Below are 17276 nucleotides of genomic sequence, written 5' to 3' on the forward strand. Positions count from 1 at the left end.
TGAGTATGTGAAAGATGGTGGGCGGTACTGGGCTCGAACCAGTGACCCTCGCCTTGTAAGGGCGATGCTCTCCCAACTGAGCTAACCGCCCATCGTTCACAGGACGCGTATTATAGGCAGGCTCTTTTTTCTGTCAACTGATTTATGAAGGGCATATGACGAGTTGGGCAAAGTTTAGGCTAATCGTTTGAATTTGCTACGTTAGGAGGTAAAACGTTCATTTAATCAGCAGGTTGGACGATATTTGTCTAATTTTTCAGTCGCAGGAATATGTCAGCCTTGAGAACAAAAAAATCATTGACATGCTTAGGGGGGCTGCATAGAATGCGCCTCGCGTTTCGGGGCAGAACAGTTGCTTTGTGCTGCTATTAACTGAGATGCATGTGTGGGGCTATAGCTCAGCTGGGAGAGCGCTTGCATGGCATGCAAGAGGTCGGCGGTTCGATCCCGCCTAGCTCCACCAAAGTTTTAATGTGTATTGTTGCGTCCCCTTCGTCTAGAGGCCTAGGACACCGCCCTTTCACGGCGGTAACAGGGGTTCGAATCCCCTAGGGGACGCCATTCCATTAAAGCCGTTATGTAAGTACGTCTAGTCCCCTTCGTCTAGAGGCCTAGGACACCGCCCTTTCACGGCGGTAACAGGGGTTCGAATCCCCTAGGGGACGCCACTTACATAACAACAAAGAAAGTTCCGGGTCCCCTTCGTCTAGAGGCCTAGGACACCGCCCTTTCACGGCGGTAACAGGGGTTCGAATCCCCTAGGGGACGCCATTACTTTCCACCAGTTTACCAGTTTGCTTAGTCCCCTTCGTCTAGAGGCCTAGGACACCGCCCTTTCACGGCGGTAACAGGGGTTCGAATCCCCTAGGGGACGCCATTATTCGGGGCTATAGCTCAGCTGGGAGAGCGCTTGCATGGCATGCAAGAGGTCGGCGGTTCGATCCCGCCTAGCTCCACCAGAAAAAAACCACTCTATTGAGTGGTTTTTTTGTTTTTGCAGCTTATGTTATTAAGTTGCTCGGATATAAATCTGGGAGACTGTTTCGTGAAACGAGCCTCCTTATACCACCAAACTATCTATGACAACTTGTCCCTAAACTCTTCATAATTGAACTGCTTAATTAGTTCAAACTCGCCATCTTTGCGCAAAATTCCGATGCTTGGATGTTCTACGCCATTGAAGAAGGTTGTTTTGACCATGGTATAATGGATCATATCTTCAAAGATGACGCGGGCGCCGGGTTTAAGGGGCTCTTTGAAGCTATATACGCCAATGACATCGCCAGCTAAACAGGAGTTGCCACCTAATTTGTAGTTATAAGTGTGTTGATTGGGCTCACCTGCATCAGTGATAGCAGGGCGGTAGGGCATCTCTAATACATCAGGCATATGTGCCGTTGCACTGATATCTAGAATAGCGATAGCGCCTTCGTTATCTACTATATCTACGACCTCTGAGACAAGCGGCCCAGTTTGCCAAGCCACAGCTGACCCGGGTTCTAAAATAATCTCCAGATCATATTGCTGCTTTAGCCGTTTTAGTTGTGCGATAAGATGGTCGACATCGTAGCCATCTCTGGTCATCAGGTGACCACCACCAAGGTTTAACCATTTCATCTGATGCAGCAGGTGACCAAACTTTTCTTCGACGGCGGCTAAGGTTCGTTGCAACGCATAGGAATCACATTCACACAGATTATGTACATGAAAACCTTCTATTCCGCTCAAATCTACACCGTTGAGATCTGCCGCAAGCACACCAAGGCGAGAGCCTGGAGCACTGGGATCATATAGCTCGGTATCGGCTTCCTGATGCTGAGGATTAATCCTTAGACCAGCGGTGACGCCACTTGCGCTTACCTTATCTTTATAACGTTGCCACTGGCTTAAGCTATTGAACGAGATATGCTCGACTAAGCTGAGTAGCTTATCTATATCGGCAGGCTTATAAGCAGGCGAGTAGGCATGAACTTCGCCACCAAACTCCTGTTTCGCTAACTTGGCTTCCCATACGGAACTGGCGGTGCAACCTGGTAAGTATTGCTTCACCAGCGGGAAGGTACTCCACATGGAGAAGCCTTTCAGTGCCAGAATGATCTTGGCACCACTTTCTTGTTGTACGCGCTGCATCAGTTGCAGGTTGGTTTCAAGTTTGGCTTCTTCGCAGACGTAGCAAGGGGAGGGAATATCGGCTGAGTGAAACGGTTTATTCATCGCCATTGACCTTCAATACAGAAAACAACAGGGGAAGCCTCATGCTTCCCCTCGTCTTTACTTTATATCCAACAACGGATATCGCTATTTGCTAAAAGGAGAATCACACTCAATCACCTGCCATGGCAGGCCATATTGATTAAGGCGCTCCATGAAGGGATCGGGATCAAACTGCTCCATATTCCAAACACCTGGCTGCATCCAGTTGCCATCTAACATCAACGAGGCCCCGATCATTGCCGGTACACCCGTGGTGTAGCTAACGGCTTGAGCGCCCACTTCTTCGTGGCATATGGCATGCTCGCAGTTGTTCCAGATAAAGATGGTTTTCTCTTGGCCATCTTTAACCCCGGTGATGTAGGTGCCGATGCAGGTTTGGCCGGTATAACCTTCCGCCAACGAGCCAGGATCTGGCAGGACTGCTTTGAGGAACTCAAGAGGAACGATCTGCTGGCCTTGAAACTCCACTGGTTCAATCGACGTCATACCGATACCTTCAAGCACGCGCAGGTGAGTCAGGTAAGCGTCGCCGAAGGTCATCCAAAAGCGTGCGCGCTTCAGGGTTGGGAAGTGTTTAACCAGTGACTCCAACTCTTCGTGGAACAACAGGTAGGATGCACGTTTACCGATACCGTGGTAATCGAGATCTTCACGCACGGAGATGGGGTCGGTTTCTTTCCACTCGCCATTTTCCCAAAAACGACCGCGTTGAGTAATTTCACGAATGTTAATTTCGGGATTGAAGTTAGTAGCAAACGCTTGGCCGTGATCGCCACCGTTACAATCAACGATATCCAAGTAGTGGATCTCATCAAAATAGTGCTTCGCGGCGTAAGCGGTGAAAACGTTGGTTACGCCTGGATCAAAACCTGATCCTAACAGTGCCATTAGGCCCGCTTGTTTGAACTTGTCTTGATATGCCCATTGCCATGAGTACTCGAACTTGGCGACCTCTTTCGGCTCATAGTTAGCCGTATCTAAGTAGTGAACACCTGTCTCTAGGCAGGCATCCATGATTGTTAGGTCCTGATATGGCAGAGCGACGTTAATGACTAGGGCTGGTTTTACTTTGTTAATCAAAGCGACCAATTCAGGCACGTTGTCAGCATCAACAGCAAATACCTCTTTTACGCGGTCTTTGCCTGCTTCTTGCTGCAGTTTTTCGCATTTGCTGACGGTGCGGCTAGCCAGATAAATTTCAGAGAAATATTGCGGCAGCATGGCACATTTCTTAACGACTACAGAACTAACGCCACCGGCGCCGATAATTAATACCCGAGACATAGGTTATCACCTTATTAAACGTCACTAATTCGAGAAGTTAGCAAAGCTCACTCATCTGTCCAGAAAGCCCCTGAAAAAGAGGTGCTTTAAAAACGCGCATCCTAGCACTAAATCATGAAAATTCTAGTTAAAAACACTGTCGATCGCGGTTTTTTATTACTTACTAAACTCTGTTTCTGTGTCATTGAATTTACCGCAATGCCAAACGTCAGTGAGTCGCAGGCGTTCACTCGGCTGTTCCCGTTTGGCTAGCTCATCAGGTAGCGTTTCGGGTGGCGCCATTGCACCGATAGCAAATCCGCATACTACTTCATATTTATCCTCTGGTATTGCTAAGGCGGCGTAGACCGCTTGCTTCTTTATTCCACCCATACCATGGCTGTAGAGGCCAAACATCGCGGCTTGTAATGTCATCGACATCCATGCTGCTCCGCAGTCAAATTGTGCCCACTCGTTGGTTTTACCATTGGTAGGGAAGTGGCGTTGGGCAATAACAAAGCCGATCACCGAAGCGTGTTTAGCCCAAGTTTGGTTACTGTCTACAAGCAGAGAAAGAAACGTATCGAAATCTTTTTCATTCTGATTAGTGATAAAGCGCCAAGGCTGCGCATTAAAGCAACTCGGTGCCCACCTTGCAGCATCGAATATGGTGGTTAATACATGCGGTGGGATTGTTTGTTTGCGAAAGGCCGGCGGTGACCAGCGGTGCGAGAAAATATCACTCACGCCATCATCTGCGTCTCGGTTGGAGAAGTCGGCGGTGTAGGATGTTTTGAATAGCATCGTGCGTGCTTACATCGTTGTCTGTTTGGTCGGTTAGAGCAAGCTTAGTACAGGTGCTTTATTCACAGCATAATTACATGCGGTGACTTGGCTCTCGTTTCTTGGCTAGCAGGTCGTTGGTTGCTTGATAAAATGGAGGCTATCGATAGATTGGATCAGATGCCTGAACCTAGCGAGATTGATGAGCAACAAATGCCAGATAGCGGAACTAGCCGATTGATCCATAAGCAGAGTTTTTGGTTTGTCGTGATGGCGTTTATGGGCGCAGTGGCGTATCGCTATACGCTGCCGGTGTTTGGCAATATCGAGCTGGTTTGTGGCAACCTGTTTCCTTTGTTGCTGGTATATCGCTGCCGACCTTTAGTGGTTGGATTGTGCGCCTTTATTGCTGCGTTGTCGTTATGGCAAAACTGGGATAATCCCTATGTACTGCTGACGTTCACCTTGGAAGCGTTTGTTGTCTCGGTATTGGTACGTAGAAAGATAAATCTGCTGTTTGCTGATTTGGCCTATTGGCTTTTTGTTGGCGTGCCGGCGACCGGCATTATTATTATCTTCATCAATCCTATCGCTCCTGAATACATTATCCATGTGTTGATAAAGCAAGCCGTGAATGGTGCCGCATACGCCATTATTGCGATGGCACTGCTATCCATTCCGGTATTGAAGCGATTGTTGGTCGTGAGAACCAGTGAAACGCGAACCTTTCGACGCCAAATCTCGCAGAGTCTACTTAGTGTTATGTTCGCCGTGGTGCTATTGGCGGGGTTAGTGGTTGAACAAGTGGAAGTCAATAATAGAGCCACTGCTTTACAGCGAGAAATGACCAGCTATGCCCAAAACTTGGTGCAAGGGTTAGATACACAGTTGCTGGTTAGCAAACGTCAAGTCACTGCGTTGGCGGAATTTTTTGGTAGTAATGAGAACTCGCCGTCGGACAGAGATAATTTATTACGGTCAATGCATCGTGCCAGTCCCAGTTTTTTAACCATGTTTATCAGTGATGAGGTCGGAGATATCATCAACGCCAGTCCGGCCTCGTTGATGAAGCTTTCCCATGAGAGTGAAGGCTCCCACAATGTCAGTGATCGGCGTTATTTTCGTGTCCCCCGAGATACAGGTGAGTCATTTATTTCCGGTGCGATCCAAGGTCGCGGGTTTGGCAATGACGTGATTGTTGCTATCAGTGCCCCGATCCTTAGGGATAATAAATTTGAAGGGATCGTTGAAGGATCGATGAACCTCTATCGTTTGGGCAGTTGGGAGCAGCTGCAGCAACAAAAGGATTATCTTTGGCTGATTTTGGACGGTGAAGGTCGAACACTTTTCGCTGCTGACAACCTAAGACTGCAGGCTTTTTCCGCTGCCCCAATCTCCGAGCTTAATCGGCGGGCTAATATCTTCGGCTTGCCCTCTCTTAAGTTGAGTGAGGAGCCTGGTGCCGCGCAATATCTTTACTCCGAGGTTGAATTAGACAACCGCTGGCGAGTCTTGGTGATGCGTGACTATCAGTTGGAGCTGGCAGATAACCAGCAACGATATATTCTATTTCTTGCGATGATTTTCGCAGGAAGCTTGGTTGTATTGGGCTTTGCAGGCTGGTTTGCTCACCGCACGACCCGCCCCATTGAACGTTTGGCGCAAAGCGCTTTGTCTGGGGATGTAGACGGCCTGGAAAAAGATCTATTCAGTGATTCACCAATGGAGATCCAAAAGCTTGCTACCGCAATCCAGGACAAAAGTGAGCAAATCGCAACGCACAACCGCCAGTTGGATGCACAGATCCAGGACCGCACAGTGCAGTTAAGGGATGCCAATACCCGTTTGACCGAGTCGCAGCAACTGTTGCACAAAGTATTAGACGCTATACCGGCGCGGGTGTTTTGGAAAGACACGCAATTGAATTACCTCGGGTGCAATAGCCTATTTGCTGCCGACGCCCATGTTGCATCGTCTGCGGAAATTGTCGGTAAAAGCGACTTTGATCTGGTCTGGCATGATGTTGCGAGCAACTTTCAGGACGATGATCGCGCCGTGATTGCCAGCGGAGAAGCAAAACTGCACTATCTGGAGCCGCAAACTCGTGCAGATGGCAAAACAAGCTGGCTGGAAACCTCGAAGATCCCCCTGAGTAACAAGCAAGGTCAGGTGATCGGTGTGCTTGGCACTTACCAGGATGTCACTGACCGGATTGAACGAGAGCAAGCACTGAAAGAAGCCACGGTTGCCGCGGAAGCTGCCACCGAAGCTAAAAGCCACTTTCTGGCAAATATGAGTCATGAGATCCGTACGCCGATGAATGCGATTGTTGGCCTGGTTGAACTGCTGCTTAGCGATGAACTTTCAGCTCAGCAGAGCAAATACTTGCAGCGCGTACAAAGCTCTACAGAGCACTTGCTTTCGATTATTAATGACATTCTTGATTACTCTAAGATTGAAGCTGGCAAGCTAACGTTAAGTCCGGAAGCGACTGATTTACGCGTGCTACTAATGGAGACCGGTGAGATATTTGAGCAGGCCATCAGTCAGCAAGGACTCAGCTTTACCTGTGATATGCCTAAAGCGCTGCCTACCATGATGGTTGATCCGTTAAGGTTGCGACAAGTGTTGGTCAATTTGCTCGGCAACGCGGTGAAATTTACCCGCCGTGGAGGTCTGGTGTTGGGCTGTGAGTTGCAACAGGAGAGTGAAACGACAGCCGTTATTGACTTAACTGTGCGAGATACCGGCATTGGTATGAATGGTGAACAAGTCGCGCGTTTATTTACTCCCTTCACACAGGCCGATAGCACAACCACACGTCAATTTGGCGGTACTGGTTTGGGGCTGACTATTTGTAAGCAAATTATCAATTTGATGGGCAGTGATATAACGGTAGAGAGCCAGCCCAATGTTGGTAGTTGCTTTCAGTTTCGATTGCATCTGCCGGTGACTTCGGAACGGCCCGCTAATCAGCCTCAAGCACGTGTTCATCAGCAGTTTCAGCCTTTGGATTGCCACATTTTACTGGTGGATGATAACCAGATTAACCAAGAGGTGGCAGTGGGTATGTTACGGCGGTTAGGCGCAAGAGTCACCGTTGCGAATAACGGTGCAGAGGCGGTCGCTAAGCTCTCATCCGCAAACTATGATCTCGTGTTTATGGATATCCAGATGCCAATTATGGATGGTTATCAGGCAACACAAGCGATTCTTTTGCAGCATAAAAAGCCGCCGCCCATCGTTGCTTTGACGGCTAACGCGATGCCGGATGAGCAAACGAGAGCCATGACGGTTGGTATGTCTGGCTATATATCCAAGCCTGTCCGGCAAGCTGATTTATATCATCAGATCTTAGACAAGCTAGGGGAAAAGGCGTTATCGGCCGACACCACTTCGACACCCGTGCCGCCCGTTGCGGCGGTTAGTACTGAACTTGATACCGAAATAAGTATCGGTTTGTCGCAATGTGGGCAGGATCATGAGATGTATCAGCGTTTAGTTGCTCAGCTTGCAAAGCAGTGGCAAGGGATGTTGCAAGCTTTGATAGCGGTCGATTTCGCTCACACATCAGAAACTGTCGTTGGATCTTTGATCGCGCAGATGCACTCATTGCGGGGGATCGCTGGCAATCTTGGCGCGAGAGGCGTTGCAGCAAATGCGGATGCAATGGAGTGTGGCTTGCGAGGAATTGCTGATAATTTGCCGCTTTCCAGCGCGGATCTGCGTGTAGGAGAGCTAATTGAGCAGCGTCAGGAGATAGCAAGAGCGATGGACGATTTCATTTGTCGTGTTAACGCAGCTTATCTGCCAAATAAAGTGCTTGTGAACTCTGACGGTGACCAAAAAGAAGCCCTAGCGGACCATGAAATTCAAGATTTTTTAGCGTTAGTAAAGCAGAGTCTGGTTGGTCATGATTACGTTGATACGGCGCCATTGCAGCGCTTTATACAGGTCACTGATGACGCAGAGTTGAAAGCTGATGGTCAGCTTCTATTGGAGTCATTAGATGCGTTTGACTACGAGCAGGCCCAGATCCATTACTTGAATATTGAGCAACGACTGAAAGTCTGATTGTCCGCCTGACGTGCCAGAAAATTTGCCGACAATTGCGCGGAGTCATTAACGCCTTTGTCTGGCTTTTGATATACTTGCGCTCCGGTTGTACCTGGCCTTCAGGTAAGTACTGTTCCGGACCGCTCCAAGGGATGCACAATGACCAACCCGCTCTATAACAAGCATATTATCTCTATCTCTGATCTGTCGCGAGATGAGTTAGAACTTATCGTTGCCACTGCCCACAAGCTCAAGCGTGAGCCTCAACCTGAATTATTGCGGAATAAGGTGGTGGCCAGCTGTTTTTTTGAAGCATCAACTCGTACGCGTTTATCTTTTGAGACGGCTGTGCAACGCCTTGGTGGCTCCGTCATTGGCTTTGATACCGCAGGCAATACGTCGTTAGCCCAAAAAGGTGAAACGCTGGCTGATTCGGTCAAGGTTATCTCTTCTTATACTGACGCTTTCTTTATGCGGCATCCAAAAGAAGGGGCTGCAAGATTGGCCTCCGAATTTTCGGCCGTTCCGGTGATCAATGGGGGAGATGGTAGTAATCAGCATCCGACGCAAACCTTGCTCGATCTCTATACCATCTATGAAACACAAGGCACCTTGGAAGGGCTAAAAGTCGCTTTCGTTGGGGATTTAAAATATGGCAGAACAGTGCACTCGTTGGCACAAGCTTTGTCACTATTTAATTGCGAGTTCTATTTCATATCGCCTGACGCATTGAGCATGCCGGAGTACCTGTGTGAAGAGCTGATGGATGCGGGTGTCAAGTTTACTAAGGTGGGCACCATTGAAGAGGTGGTGGCTGAATTGGATATTCTCTACATGACGCGAGTGCAGAAAGAGCGCTTTGATCCCACTGAATATCAGCATATGAAATCGAATTATGTGCTTAGCGCCAGTATGTTAGCCGAGGTCAAGTCGACGTTGAAGGTGTTGCACCCATTACCGCGTGTCGATGAAATCACGAATGATGTTGATAGCACTCAGCATGCTTACTATTTCGAGCAGGCAGAGAATGGCGTTTATGCCCGGCAGGCTTTATTAGCTCTGGTATTAAGTGAGCAACTGTAAGGAGATGATGATGGAAACTAAAATGACAGTGGAAGCCATCGCTCACGGCACAGTGATCGATCATATTCCTGCGGGGCAAGGTGTTCGCATCCTACGCTTTTTTCAGTTGACCGATGGGAATGAACGGATCACCGTCGGCTTGAATTTGCGTAGTGGCGATAGCCAGGTGAAAGACATTATTAAGGTAGAAAATAATGTTTTTACTGCTGAACAGGCCAACCAGTTAGCGCTTTTTGCGCCTAATGCGACGGTTAACTTAATCGATAACTACCAAGTGGTTGATAAGTTTCACGTGACTCTGCCTGAGCAGATCTCTTCTGTACTAAGCTGCCCTAACAGTAATTGTATTAGCCATGATGAACCGGTGAATAGTCGATTTTTTGTTGCCGTAAAACATGAAAAAGTGAAGCTGAAATGTCACTACTGTGAAAAGAGTTTTTCTGAAAGGCTGTTCAAAGAACTGAAATAAGTTAAGTCTCTTGCTTGGTCATTAATAAAGCCCGCTACAGCGGGCTTTATTAATTTTATCTCAGTATGTCGCCGTGTTTTCATGTGGGTTCAGCAGTGGTACTGGCTGTCCCATCATATGCCGAAACACCACATTGTATGACAGCACCGCTTGCACGTAGCCTCGAGTCTCTTTGAAAGGAATGGTCTCTATCCAAAGCGCTGCACTGAGTGCTGTAATGTCTGTGTTTCGCCAACGGTCAACGCGATGGGGGCCTGCATTGTAGGCGGCAACGGCATAGATTCGGTTGTTAGAAAAGCGTTCCAAAAGTTCTTTGTAATAGGCACTGCCAAGTTTGATATTGGTTTCCACATCAAATAACTGACGTTTGCTGGGTTTCGCCCCTCCCAGTTTCTTCGACACCATCTTTGCTGTGCCTGGCATAAGCTGCATCAACCCTCTGGCACCAACCCGCGATTCAGCAAATGGGTAAAATGCGCTCTCTCGGCGAGCAATGGACATCAATTCACTCTTCTCTACGCCAGTTTTACTGGCATAGCGTTCAAAGGTATCGAGGTAGGGGGTGGGAAACCTAAGATCCAAAGAGTCCCAGGCAGCCGCTGTATTGGCTGCGGAGATGGCGAGGTTGTGCCATCCCTGTTTTGCTGCCATTAAACCGAGTTGTAACTGTTCACTCTCTTCAACGCCTTGGAGCAACAAACGCCACTCGCTGCTGGCCAGTTGGCGTTCATCATGATACATGAGCTCCTCAACCCGTCGAAAACCGGCTAAGTTAACCAGCTGCGCTTGGCCGTGGCTCGCTTCAGGGACTTTATTGTTATTGAGCTTGTAGGGCTTTTGGCGCAGATCGGCGGCGAGAAAGCCGTAATAAGATCGGTGCTCTGCTAGCTGATCCAGAATAGGTATAGCAGCTTGCGCTAACCCAAGTTCCTGATAACTGATGGCGCGCCAGAATCGCCAGCTATCATCTTGCTGTTTTTTCTTTGATAGGTAGGTGATGAGCTTTGATACGCTGTTCCAATCTTCATCTTTGAGGGCCCAGCGGATCCGTGTTTCTGTGATGACATCATTCTTTATATGGCTGAGTTGACTATCAAGCCATACTTTGTTGGCGGTAACTCTTTGAAAATTAGAACGTTGAGCTATTGTTTTTATTACCGCGGTCCGTTGCTGAGTTGAAAAGCGGTAGGTGAGTTGTGCTTTTTGCCAAAGCTTCAGTGCCGTTTCAGCATCTTCTCGCGCTAGTGCTTGTAAGCCATGGGACACAATATCTGCAGCGTAGGGTGATCCACTTGGCGGCAGTTCGTCTTGCAGTGCTGCGGGATCCCGATAAAGCTTGAGTAGTAGTTTCGCGGTCGGCGTTAGGGCAGGGCTGGCTTGCTTCGCTAGATAGCTCAGTAGGGATTTTTGCCGCGCATCAAATGACTTCAGCATGCGTGCCCAGATCAGCTCATCGGTCAATGGTTTCGCTTTTCGCCATGCGTTAAATAGAGGGTCACAAACATCAGGGCGAGATTTGCCATACACCCAGAGCTTTTCGGCGCCTTGCCAAGCGGTTTCGCTATGACCTTCAGCGAGCTGAGCACGGTAGTAATAGCATTTTAGCCGCGGATCATTGGGGGCGTCGGGGCTTACTGTCAGAAAGTCTGCCCAGCGCCGTTCAGCGCCGCTCTTAAAAAGGTATTTACCTTTCATGCGGATCGATAGCGGGGTTCCCTGACTTAAGTTTATAAACTCTAATGCCTGGTCACCACTAACATGGGAGAGGTTGGGTACTAAGCGGTAATAGTCGAGGTAGATGGCCAACGGGTAGTGATTTAGTTGTTTTCTTAAGCTTTCATATTGTGGCCAATCTTTTTGATTTATTGCTTGCAGTGCTTGTTGATACTGATTTCTCTGCGTTGCCAAGTGTCCGCCATCTTCAGCTCTGGTCGTCGAGCTGCATAACAGCGTCAACAGCAGTATTGAGACAAGCCCAATGGGTGCGAAGAATCGTGCTGCAGTAGGTCTGTTCAAGGAATTTGTAACATCCTCTTGCTTAACACTTTCTTTAGCTAATCCAGCGCGTACACTGAAACGTATAAGAGAAAAGTCATCGTAGGAAGTGTCGTTATGCAGCAACAGGTCCAGCAGGTTCTGAAGGCGCTTGATCAAGTAGTGCTCGGAAAGTCTCATCAAATTCGTCTCGCCGTCTCTTGTTTACTGGCCGGAGGGCATCTCCTGATCGAAGATCTCCCCGGCATGGGGAAAACAACACTTAGCCATGCATTAGCTAATGTGCTCAGTTTAGGCTATCGGCGCGTACAGTTCACAAGTGATATGTTGCCTGCCGATCTGATCGGTATCTCAATTTTTAACAAATCATCCCAAAGCTTTGACTTTCATAAGGGGCCTTTGTTCAGTCAATTGTTGCTGGCAGACGAGATTAATCGTGCCAGTCCTAAAACCCAAAGTGCATTATTAGAGGCGATGGCGGAACGTCAGATAAGTATTGAGGGCACCACATATCAGTTGCCTGCGCCTTTTTTTGTTATTGCGACACAAAATCCTGTGGATCAGTCTGGCACATTTCCTTTGCCTGAATCTCAGCTAGATCGTTTCATGATGAGGATCTCTTTGGGTTATCCCGATGCCAAGGCAGAGAAACGGATGTTGCTCGAACAGGGAGAACAAGCGCAGGTGATTGCAAGCCTTCAGGCGTTGATGTCGGTAGAGGATTTGGTGCGCATGCAACTAGCGGTGCAGCAGGTGCATGTGTCAGATCCATTACTCGATTATTTGCTTGCGCTGGTAAATGAAACTCGTGCGGACAAACGTTACCCAAATCCGCTCTCCCCCCGAGGCACCAAAATGTTGCTTTCTGCAGCCAGAGCCTGGGCTTATATTGACGGTCGAGATCATGTGTTACCTGAAGACTTACAAGCAATACTGCCGTCGGTGGCTGAGCATCGCCTTCGCAGTAGTTTGGAGGTGAGTGCGATGGATAGTTATGGTTTAAGTGAACGCTTGCTTAGTCAAATTGACCCAGATAGAGCAGCTTAGAGGCGGTATTTCTTTATGTTGAAACGTTGGGTCTCTTCTCTTTTTGACGCTTGGTTAGTTCGCCGTATTCCAGCCAGTGAAGAGATTGCGCTAAGTCAACGTAACATCTTTATCTTTCCTAGTAATTTCGGCTGGGCCTATCTCTTGACCACACTGGCTGTGTACTTGCTGGGGACGAATTACTCAAATAATTTGGCCTTGTTTCTTGCTTTCTTTCTGGTGAGTATTTTTGTTGGCAGTATCTGGCATAGCTTTCGTAATCTTTCCGGGTTGCATCTATCCAGTGAGTCAGCTTCCGAAGGTTATGTTGGAGATTATGGAAGTTTCTATGTCCGAGCTAAAGCGTCTCAACCCCATATCCAGATCGCACTCAAGTTCGGCACGGAAACAGCGAGTTACGTAACACTGACCGAACCTGAGGTTGCTCGCGTAACTGTCGTAAAGAGGCTGACAAGAAGGGGGCGATTCAAGCCGGGACGCCTAACGCTAGAGAGTTACTACCCTTTAGGCTTGTTTCGCACTTGGACACACCTTGATCTTGGCCAAACCACATTGGCTTATCCAAAGCCAATTGGTTGCCAACTGCCCCTGAGAGGCAGCCAATCAGGGCTAAATCAGGATGAGGGCGAAACAGCAACAGCCAAGGGCAATGAAGAATTTGAATCTTTGCGTAGCTATCAGGCTGGAGAGTCGTTACGCCAAGTGGCTTGGAAGCAATATGCCCAGGGGCGCGGCATGATGACCAAGCAGTTTGAGCAACCAGAACAGGAAACCTGTTGGTTAGTATTGATGCATACGCCAGGGCGGGATATTGAAGAGCGTCTCTCTAAACTTTGCTACCGGGTGCAGGAGCTTAGCCGTCAAGGGGGCCTCTACGGATTAGATTTAGGCACAGAGCGTATAACGCCTTCCTTGGGGGAGAAACATCGTCAAACGTGCCTCAAGGCGCTTGCGCTTTTTGGCACAGGAGGAGAAGCATGACAGCGGTGGTACCTTCGCAAGTGGATAGCCGGCGCTTGTTTTTCTGCCTGATGTTGGTTCACTGGGCGGTAATCTTGCCTATTTATGATCAGATTTATCCTCTTTTTTATCTCATCAGCCTATTTGCTATTGGTTGGCGAGCCGGCAGCCTGTGGCTAGGGTGGCGATTACCTAGCAAGTTTGTGGTGACCACTCTCAGCCTTGGGGGCGCAGTGGCATTGGTGTTGTTGGCTAGGCAGCTGGGTTTGCTAGCGACCATGATCAATTTGTTGCTGTTTGCTTACGCGCTTAAATTTATTGAGCTAAAGGGATTGCGGGATCTATACACCCTTGTGTTGATTGGTATCTTTTTGGTTGGCGTCAGCTTTATTTTTCAGCAAGGTATGGGGATGGCTGCCTACCTGTTAGTGGTGACCCTGCTGAGTTTCTATTGTATGCATCTTTGTCAGTTGCCTGTGGTGCTTCAGGGCTACTCCTACTCCGCGAGTTTTCGACAGCTGTTGGCGGCACTGCCTTTGGCACTGATCCTCTTCCTTATTCTGCCGCGGCTAGGGCCATTGTGGAAAATGCCTGATGCGAAGAAGTCCGTCACTGGCCTAAGCGAGGAGGTCAGCCCTGGGGATATCGCTGAGCTGGGGCGTTCCAGTAAACTGGCATTTCGGGTGACTTTTGATGGCGGTGCAGGGGTTAGTAGGGATCAATTCTATTGGCGCGCCATGGTCCACGAGCAATTTACCGGACGCAGTTGGCGTTTAGATCCGACGGTGAAGACCTGGAAGAGGGATGTTCTGCGTGGCGCTGCTCGCCCAGAGTTTTATCCGGCTAAAGGCAGTAGCGTTTACTATACCATCATTGCAGAGCCGACTTTTCGCAATTGGTTGTATGGCCTGGATAACCCAAGAAGCGAAGACCGAAGCGTATTGAATGCGCCTGGCAACATTTTATACGCTAGACGAATTGTATCGAAAACCAAGCAGTATGCTGTTGCAAGCGTTATTAATGGCCAACAGAGTGAACTGTTGACTGATGAGCGACGCCAGCGCAATCTCGACCTACCTACCCGTGGCAACCCTGAAGCTAGGTTGTGGGCAGAGGAATTGGCGGCTGGTTATGATACTGCGGAGGAGATCAGTGATGTGATCCTGCAACGTTTTCGTCAGCAAGCATATTTCTACACCCTGCGTCCGCCGTTATTAGGTGATGATCCTATTGATCAATTTTTGTTTTCAACCCAAGCCGGATTTTGTGAGCATTACGCCAGCGCTTATGCCTTTGTAATGCGGGCCGCTGGCGTGCCTGCTCGGGTCGTGACGGGCTATCTGGGTGGCGAGTATAACCCTGGCGCAGATTATTACTCCATCTACCAATTCGATGCGCATGCTTGGGTTGAGATCTGGATCGATGGTGAGGGATGGCGACGGGTTGACCCTACTGCCGCCGTTGCGCCTGAGCGGGTGTTAGGCTCTCTAGAGGATGCTTTGGCAACGCCCGATGAGTTTGTCAGTGGTGATCCATTTAGTTTGGTACGTTATCGCAATATTGGCTGGATAACAGAGATGCGTCATTTGATGGCGCTGGTGGACTACCGTTGGACTGTTTGGGTGCTCAATTACAGTAATGAACAGCAATTATCGCTATTGCGTCATCTGTTTGGTCAGTTGTCCCATTGGAAGATGGTATTTATTGGCTTGGGTAGTTTGCTTGCAGGAGCGGGATTGCTATTTGTTTTTGGCAAGATCAACTGGCAAAGGCCACGCTCACCAATGCAACGCTTTTGTCGGAAAGTACAGCGACGCTTGCTAGCCAAAGGTATTGCTAAAGATGACGGAGAGAGCTTTGCCAGCTATTTAGCCAGAGCTGCAGACCTGTTGCAGCAAGAAGAGTATCGACAGATCGCTGTTCACTATCGGGCGCTACGCTATCAAGCAATAGATGAAAGCAATCAACTTAGCCATTGGCAGTCCATGAAAAAAATATGGCGTAAGCTATGATTTAATTAATTTTTAATTGCATTTGGGAGTGCGAGCGTGAGTAAACCTTATGGTTTGACGAACAGCTTGATTATTGGCTTTGGGTTGCTCACCTCTATGCTGTTGCAAGCGAATGAAGCGCCAAGAGTGCTGCGTTTCATCAGTGACAGCGGCGTAACCTGCATGGGGCGAGTGGTTGTCACCTTTGAGGGGGCGCCGAGCGAGGTCGAAAACTTGGGAGGGTCTGATCCATCGTTTTGTGGTGAGGTCACAGATGATGAGCAATTAGCACAGCTCCTGAGAGCTTTTAAGCACGTCCGTACTACTCCTGTGCTGTCATCAGCTATCGAAAAGGTAGATAGCTCGCAGCTTGCAGAGCGTATTTTGTCTCCGGTTCAGATAAGTGAAAAATCGCTGCGTGACCAGCAACGATTTATTGTTGCCGCGGGCCTTAATTATGCAGATCATCGCTCCGAAACTGGATTTAGCAGCTCAGCCTCTGAGGACGACCTTCTGCTCTTTGCTAAACGCACAGCACCAACGGGGGCCTATCAGGATGTGCCTATTGGCTATCGCTTGGGAACGACAGAAAAAGTTGCCTTGCTTGATTACGAAGTGGAGTTAGCGCTCGTCCTGTTACAAGAAATCGATCTCAATAATTTGCCTGATGAATTTGTTTTCTCCCATAACATCGCCTTTATGGTCGCAAATGAATTATCTGATCGCGAGCCCATTATTATTGCACCAGATACTGGCTATGTGCAGGGCAAGTCTCACCCCGGTTACCTGCCCTTGGGGCCATGGATGATCCATGGTAGTGATATAGAGCCGAGCTGGCGCCAGGGGGGGCGCCACAGTTTGACTCTGAGTCTGCTGGTGCAAGATGAAGGCGGCTTTATTATCCGTACACAGCAACAGGGGCTCAGCTCGCAAATGCTTTTTAATGGCTACCGTATCTTGCAGATACTTGCAGACAGATATCAGCGGCAATCTCTAACCTGTATGCGTGACCGCTATGGTGTTCCTGCGGCATTGCACCTAGCTGATGGCAAGTTGCCGGCAGGCAGTCTCATATTGACAGGAACGCCCGGTGGGACTGCGATTAAGGCGCCGTCACTGGCAGATAAGCTAGGTTTATTTATTGATGCCGGGTTAAGTTTGAATGGTGCCCGAGCGTTGTTTTTGCAAAGGCAGATGGAAGCGGCTGATCATCTTGGTTACTTGCAAGTTGGAGACTTGGTCTATACAGCGATAGGTCGACTAGGTCGCCAGCGGTGGCAAGTCGTTGATGGAGCAGGGCAACCGCCAATAGATAGTTGGCCAAGCTCATCTTGTGATTAACGCTGATAACGGCTGTGAGATAGGGACAGTATGAGAATGAACAACGGCGACCTCAGTCGCCGTTGTTCATTTGC

At 48.8% G+C, this 17276-nt stretch carries 11 protein-coding genes and 7 tRNA genes; 13 read left to right on the top strand and 5 right to left on the bottom strand.

Features of this window, described 5'->3' with window-relative positions; translation table 11 throughout:
• Window positions 1–15: 15 nt before the first annotated feature.
• Window positions 16–91 (bottom strand) — tRNA-Val (locus DU002_RS07665).
• 296 nt (window positions 92–387) lie between these two features.
• On the opposite strand from DU002_RS07665, the gene DU002_RS07670 reads away from it, so the two are divergent.
• From DU002_RS07670 to DU002_RS07695, 6 genes are all read left to right on the top strand, one after another.
• A tRNA-Ala gene (locus DU002_RS07670) sits at window positions 388–463 on the top strand.
• Window positions 464–485: 22 nt separating this feature from the next.
• Window positions 486–561, top strand: a tRNA-Glu gene (locus DU002_RS07675).
• 31 nt (window positions 562–592) lie between these two features.
• Window positions 593–668, top strand: a tRNA-Glu gene (locus DU002_RS07680).
• A gap of 27 nt (window positions 669–695) precedes the next feature.
• Window positions 696–771 (top strand) — tRNA-Glu (locus DU002_RS07685).
• A 30-nt stretch (window positions 772–801) separates the two neighbouring features.
• Window positions 802–877: transfer RNA gene (locus tag DU002_RS07690), tRNA-Glu, on the top strand.
• Window positions 878–883: 6 nt separating this feature from the next.
• Window positions 884–959: transfer RNA gene (locus tag DU002_RS07695), tRNA-Ala, on the top strand.
• A 118-nt stretch (window positions 960–1077) separates the two neighbouring features.
• On the opposite strand, the gene nspC is transcribed toward DU002_RS07695, so the two are convergent.
• The 3 genes from nspC to DU002_RS07710 all read right to left on the bottom strand — a co-directional run bounded on the left by nspC (window position 1078) and on the right by DU002_RS07710 (window position 4281).
• Window positions 1078–2214, bottom strand: coding sequence for a carboxynorspermidine decarboxylase (gene nspC, locus DU002_RS07700; protein ID WP_114338070.1), 1137 nt, complete (start codon window positions 2212–2214; stop codon window positions 1078–1080).
• An 84-nt stretch (window positions 2215–2298) separates the two neighbouring features.
• Window positions 2299–3498, bottom strand: coding sequence for a saccharopine dehydrogenase family protein (locus DU002_RS07705; RefSeq protein WP_114337799.1), 1200 nt, complete (start codon window positions 3496–3498; stop codon window positions 2299–2301).
• Between the two features lie 156 nt (window positions 3499–3654).
• Window positions 3655–4281 carry a nitroreductase family protein gene (locus DU002_RS07710; RefSeq protein ID WP_114337800.1) on the bottom strand — a complete coding sequence of 209 codons (627 nt, stop codon included), beginning with the start codon at window positions 4279–4281 and terminating at the stop codon, window positions 3655–3657.
• A gap of 159 nt (window positions 4282–4440) precedes the next feature.
• Between DU002_RS07710 and DU002_RS07715 the strand changes: the two genes are divergently transcribed.
• From DU002_RS07715 to pyrI, 3 genes are all read left to right on the top strand, one after another.
• A complete protein-coding gene (locus tag DU002_RS07715; protein WP_158537996.1) occupies window positions 4441–8334 on the top strand; it encodes an ATP-binding protein in 3894 nt (1297 codons plus the stop codon).
• 141 nt (window positions 8335–8475) lie between these two features.
• The gene (gene pyrB, locus DU002_RS07720; protein WP_114337802.1) at window positions 8476–9399 is read left to right on the top strand and encodes an aspartate carbamoyltransferase; all 924 of its coding nucleotides are present in this window, start codon (window positions 8476–8478) and stop codon (window positions 9397–9399) included.
• A 10-nt stretch (window positions 9400–9409) separates the two neighbouring features.
• Window positions 9410–9868: an aspartate carbamoyltransferase regulatory subunit gene (gene pyrI / locus DU002_RS07725; RefSeq protein WP_199405196.1), complete on the top strand. Its 459-nt coding sequence runs from the start codon at window positions 9410–9412 to the stop codon at window positions 9866–9868.
• A 60-nt stretch (window positions 9869–9928) separates the two neighbouring features.
• On the opposite strand, the gene DU002_RS07730 is transcribed toward pyrI, so the two are convergent.
• Window positions 9929–11884 carry a transglycosylase SLT domain-containing protein gene (locus DU002_RS07730; RefSeq protein ID WP_158537997.1) on the bottom strand — a complete coding sequence of 652 codons (1956 nt, stop codon included), beginning with the start codon at window positions 11882–11884 and terminating at the stop codon, window positions 9929–9931.
• Between the two features lie 96 nt (window positions 11885–11980).
• On the opposite strand from DU002_RS07730, the gene DU002_RS07735 reads away from it, so the two are divergent.
• Genes DU002_RS07735 through DU002_RS07750 form a run of 4 tightly spaced genes read left to right on the top strand, consistent with a single transcriptional unit; the run spans window position 11981 to window position 17202 of the window.
• Complete coding sequence (locus DU002_RS07735) at window positions 11981–12910, top strand: AAA family ATPase (protein ID WP_114337805.1); 930 nt, start codon at window positions 11981–11983, stop codon at window positions 12908–12910.
• A 15-nt stretch (window positions 12911–12925) separates the two neighbouring features.
• Window positions 12926–13891, top strand: a complete 966-nt coding sequence (locus DU002_RS07740; protein ID WP_114337806.1) for a DUF58 domain-containing protein — start codon at window positions 12926–12928, stop codon at window positions 13889–13891.
• Window positions 13888–15882, top strand: a complete 1995-nt coding sequence (locus tag DU002_RS07745; RefSeq protein ID WP_114337807.1) for a transglutaminase family protein — start codon at window positions 13888–13890, stop codon at window positions 15880–15882. Before DU002_RS07740 ends, DU002_RS07745 begins: the two co-directional genes overlap by 4 nt.
• A gap of 36 nt (window positions 15883–15918) precedes the next feature.
• Window positions 15919–17202, top strand: coding sequence for a fumarylacetoacetate hydrolase family protein (locus DU002_RS07750; RefSeq protein WP_114337808.1), 1284 nt, complete (start codon window positions 15919–15921; stop codon window positions 17200–17202).
• Window positions 17203–17276 lie beyond the last annotated feature (74 nt).

It is taken from the genome of Corallincola holothuriorum (assembly GCF_003336225.1).
Lineage (GTDB): Bacteria > Pseudomonadota > Gammaproteobacteria > Enterobacterales > Neiellaceae > Corallincola > Corallincola holothuriorum.

Excerpts from the sequence above, each read along its gene's own strand:
- nspC (WP_114338070.1), bottom strand. The coding sequence starts at position 2,214 with ATGAATAAACCGTTTCACTCAGCCGATATTCCCTCCCCTTGCTACGTC.
- DU002_RS07705 (WP_114337799.1), bottom strand. The coding sequence starts at position 3,498 with ATGTCTCGGGTATTAATTATCGGCGCCGGTGGCGTTAGTTCTGTAGTC.
- DU002_RS07710 (WP_114337800.1), bottom strand. The coding sequence starts at position 4,281 with ATGCTATTCAAAACATCCTACACCGCCGACTTCTCCAACCGAGACGCA.
- DU002_RS07715 (WP_158537996.1), top strand. The coding sequence starts at position 4,441 with ATGCCTGAACCTAGCGAGATTGATGAGCAACAAATGCCAGATAGCGGA.
- pyrB (WP_114337802.1), top strand. The coding sequence starts at position 8,476 with ATGACCAACCCGCTCTATAACAAGCATATTATCTCTATCTCTGATCTG.
- pyrI (WP_199405196.1), top strand. The coding sequence starts at position 9,410 with ATGGAAACTAAAATGACAGTGGAAGCCATCGCTCACGGCACAGTGATC.
- DU002_RS07735 (WP_114337805.1), top strand. The coding sequence starts at position 11,981 with ATGCAGCAACAGGTCCAGCAGGTTCTGAAGGCGCTTGATCAAGTAGTG.
- DU002_RS07740 (WP_114337806.1), top strand. The coding sequence starts at position 12,926 with ATGTTGAAACGTTGGGTCTCTTCTCTTTTTGACGCTTGGTTAGTTCGC.
- DU002_RS07745 (WP_114337807.1), top strand. The coding sequence starts at position 13,888 with ATGACAGCGGTGGTACCTTCGCAAGTGGATAGCCGGCGCTTGTTTTTC.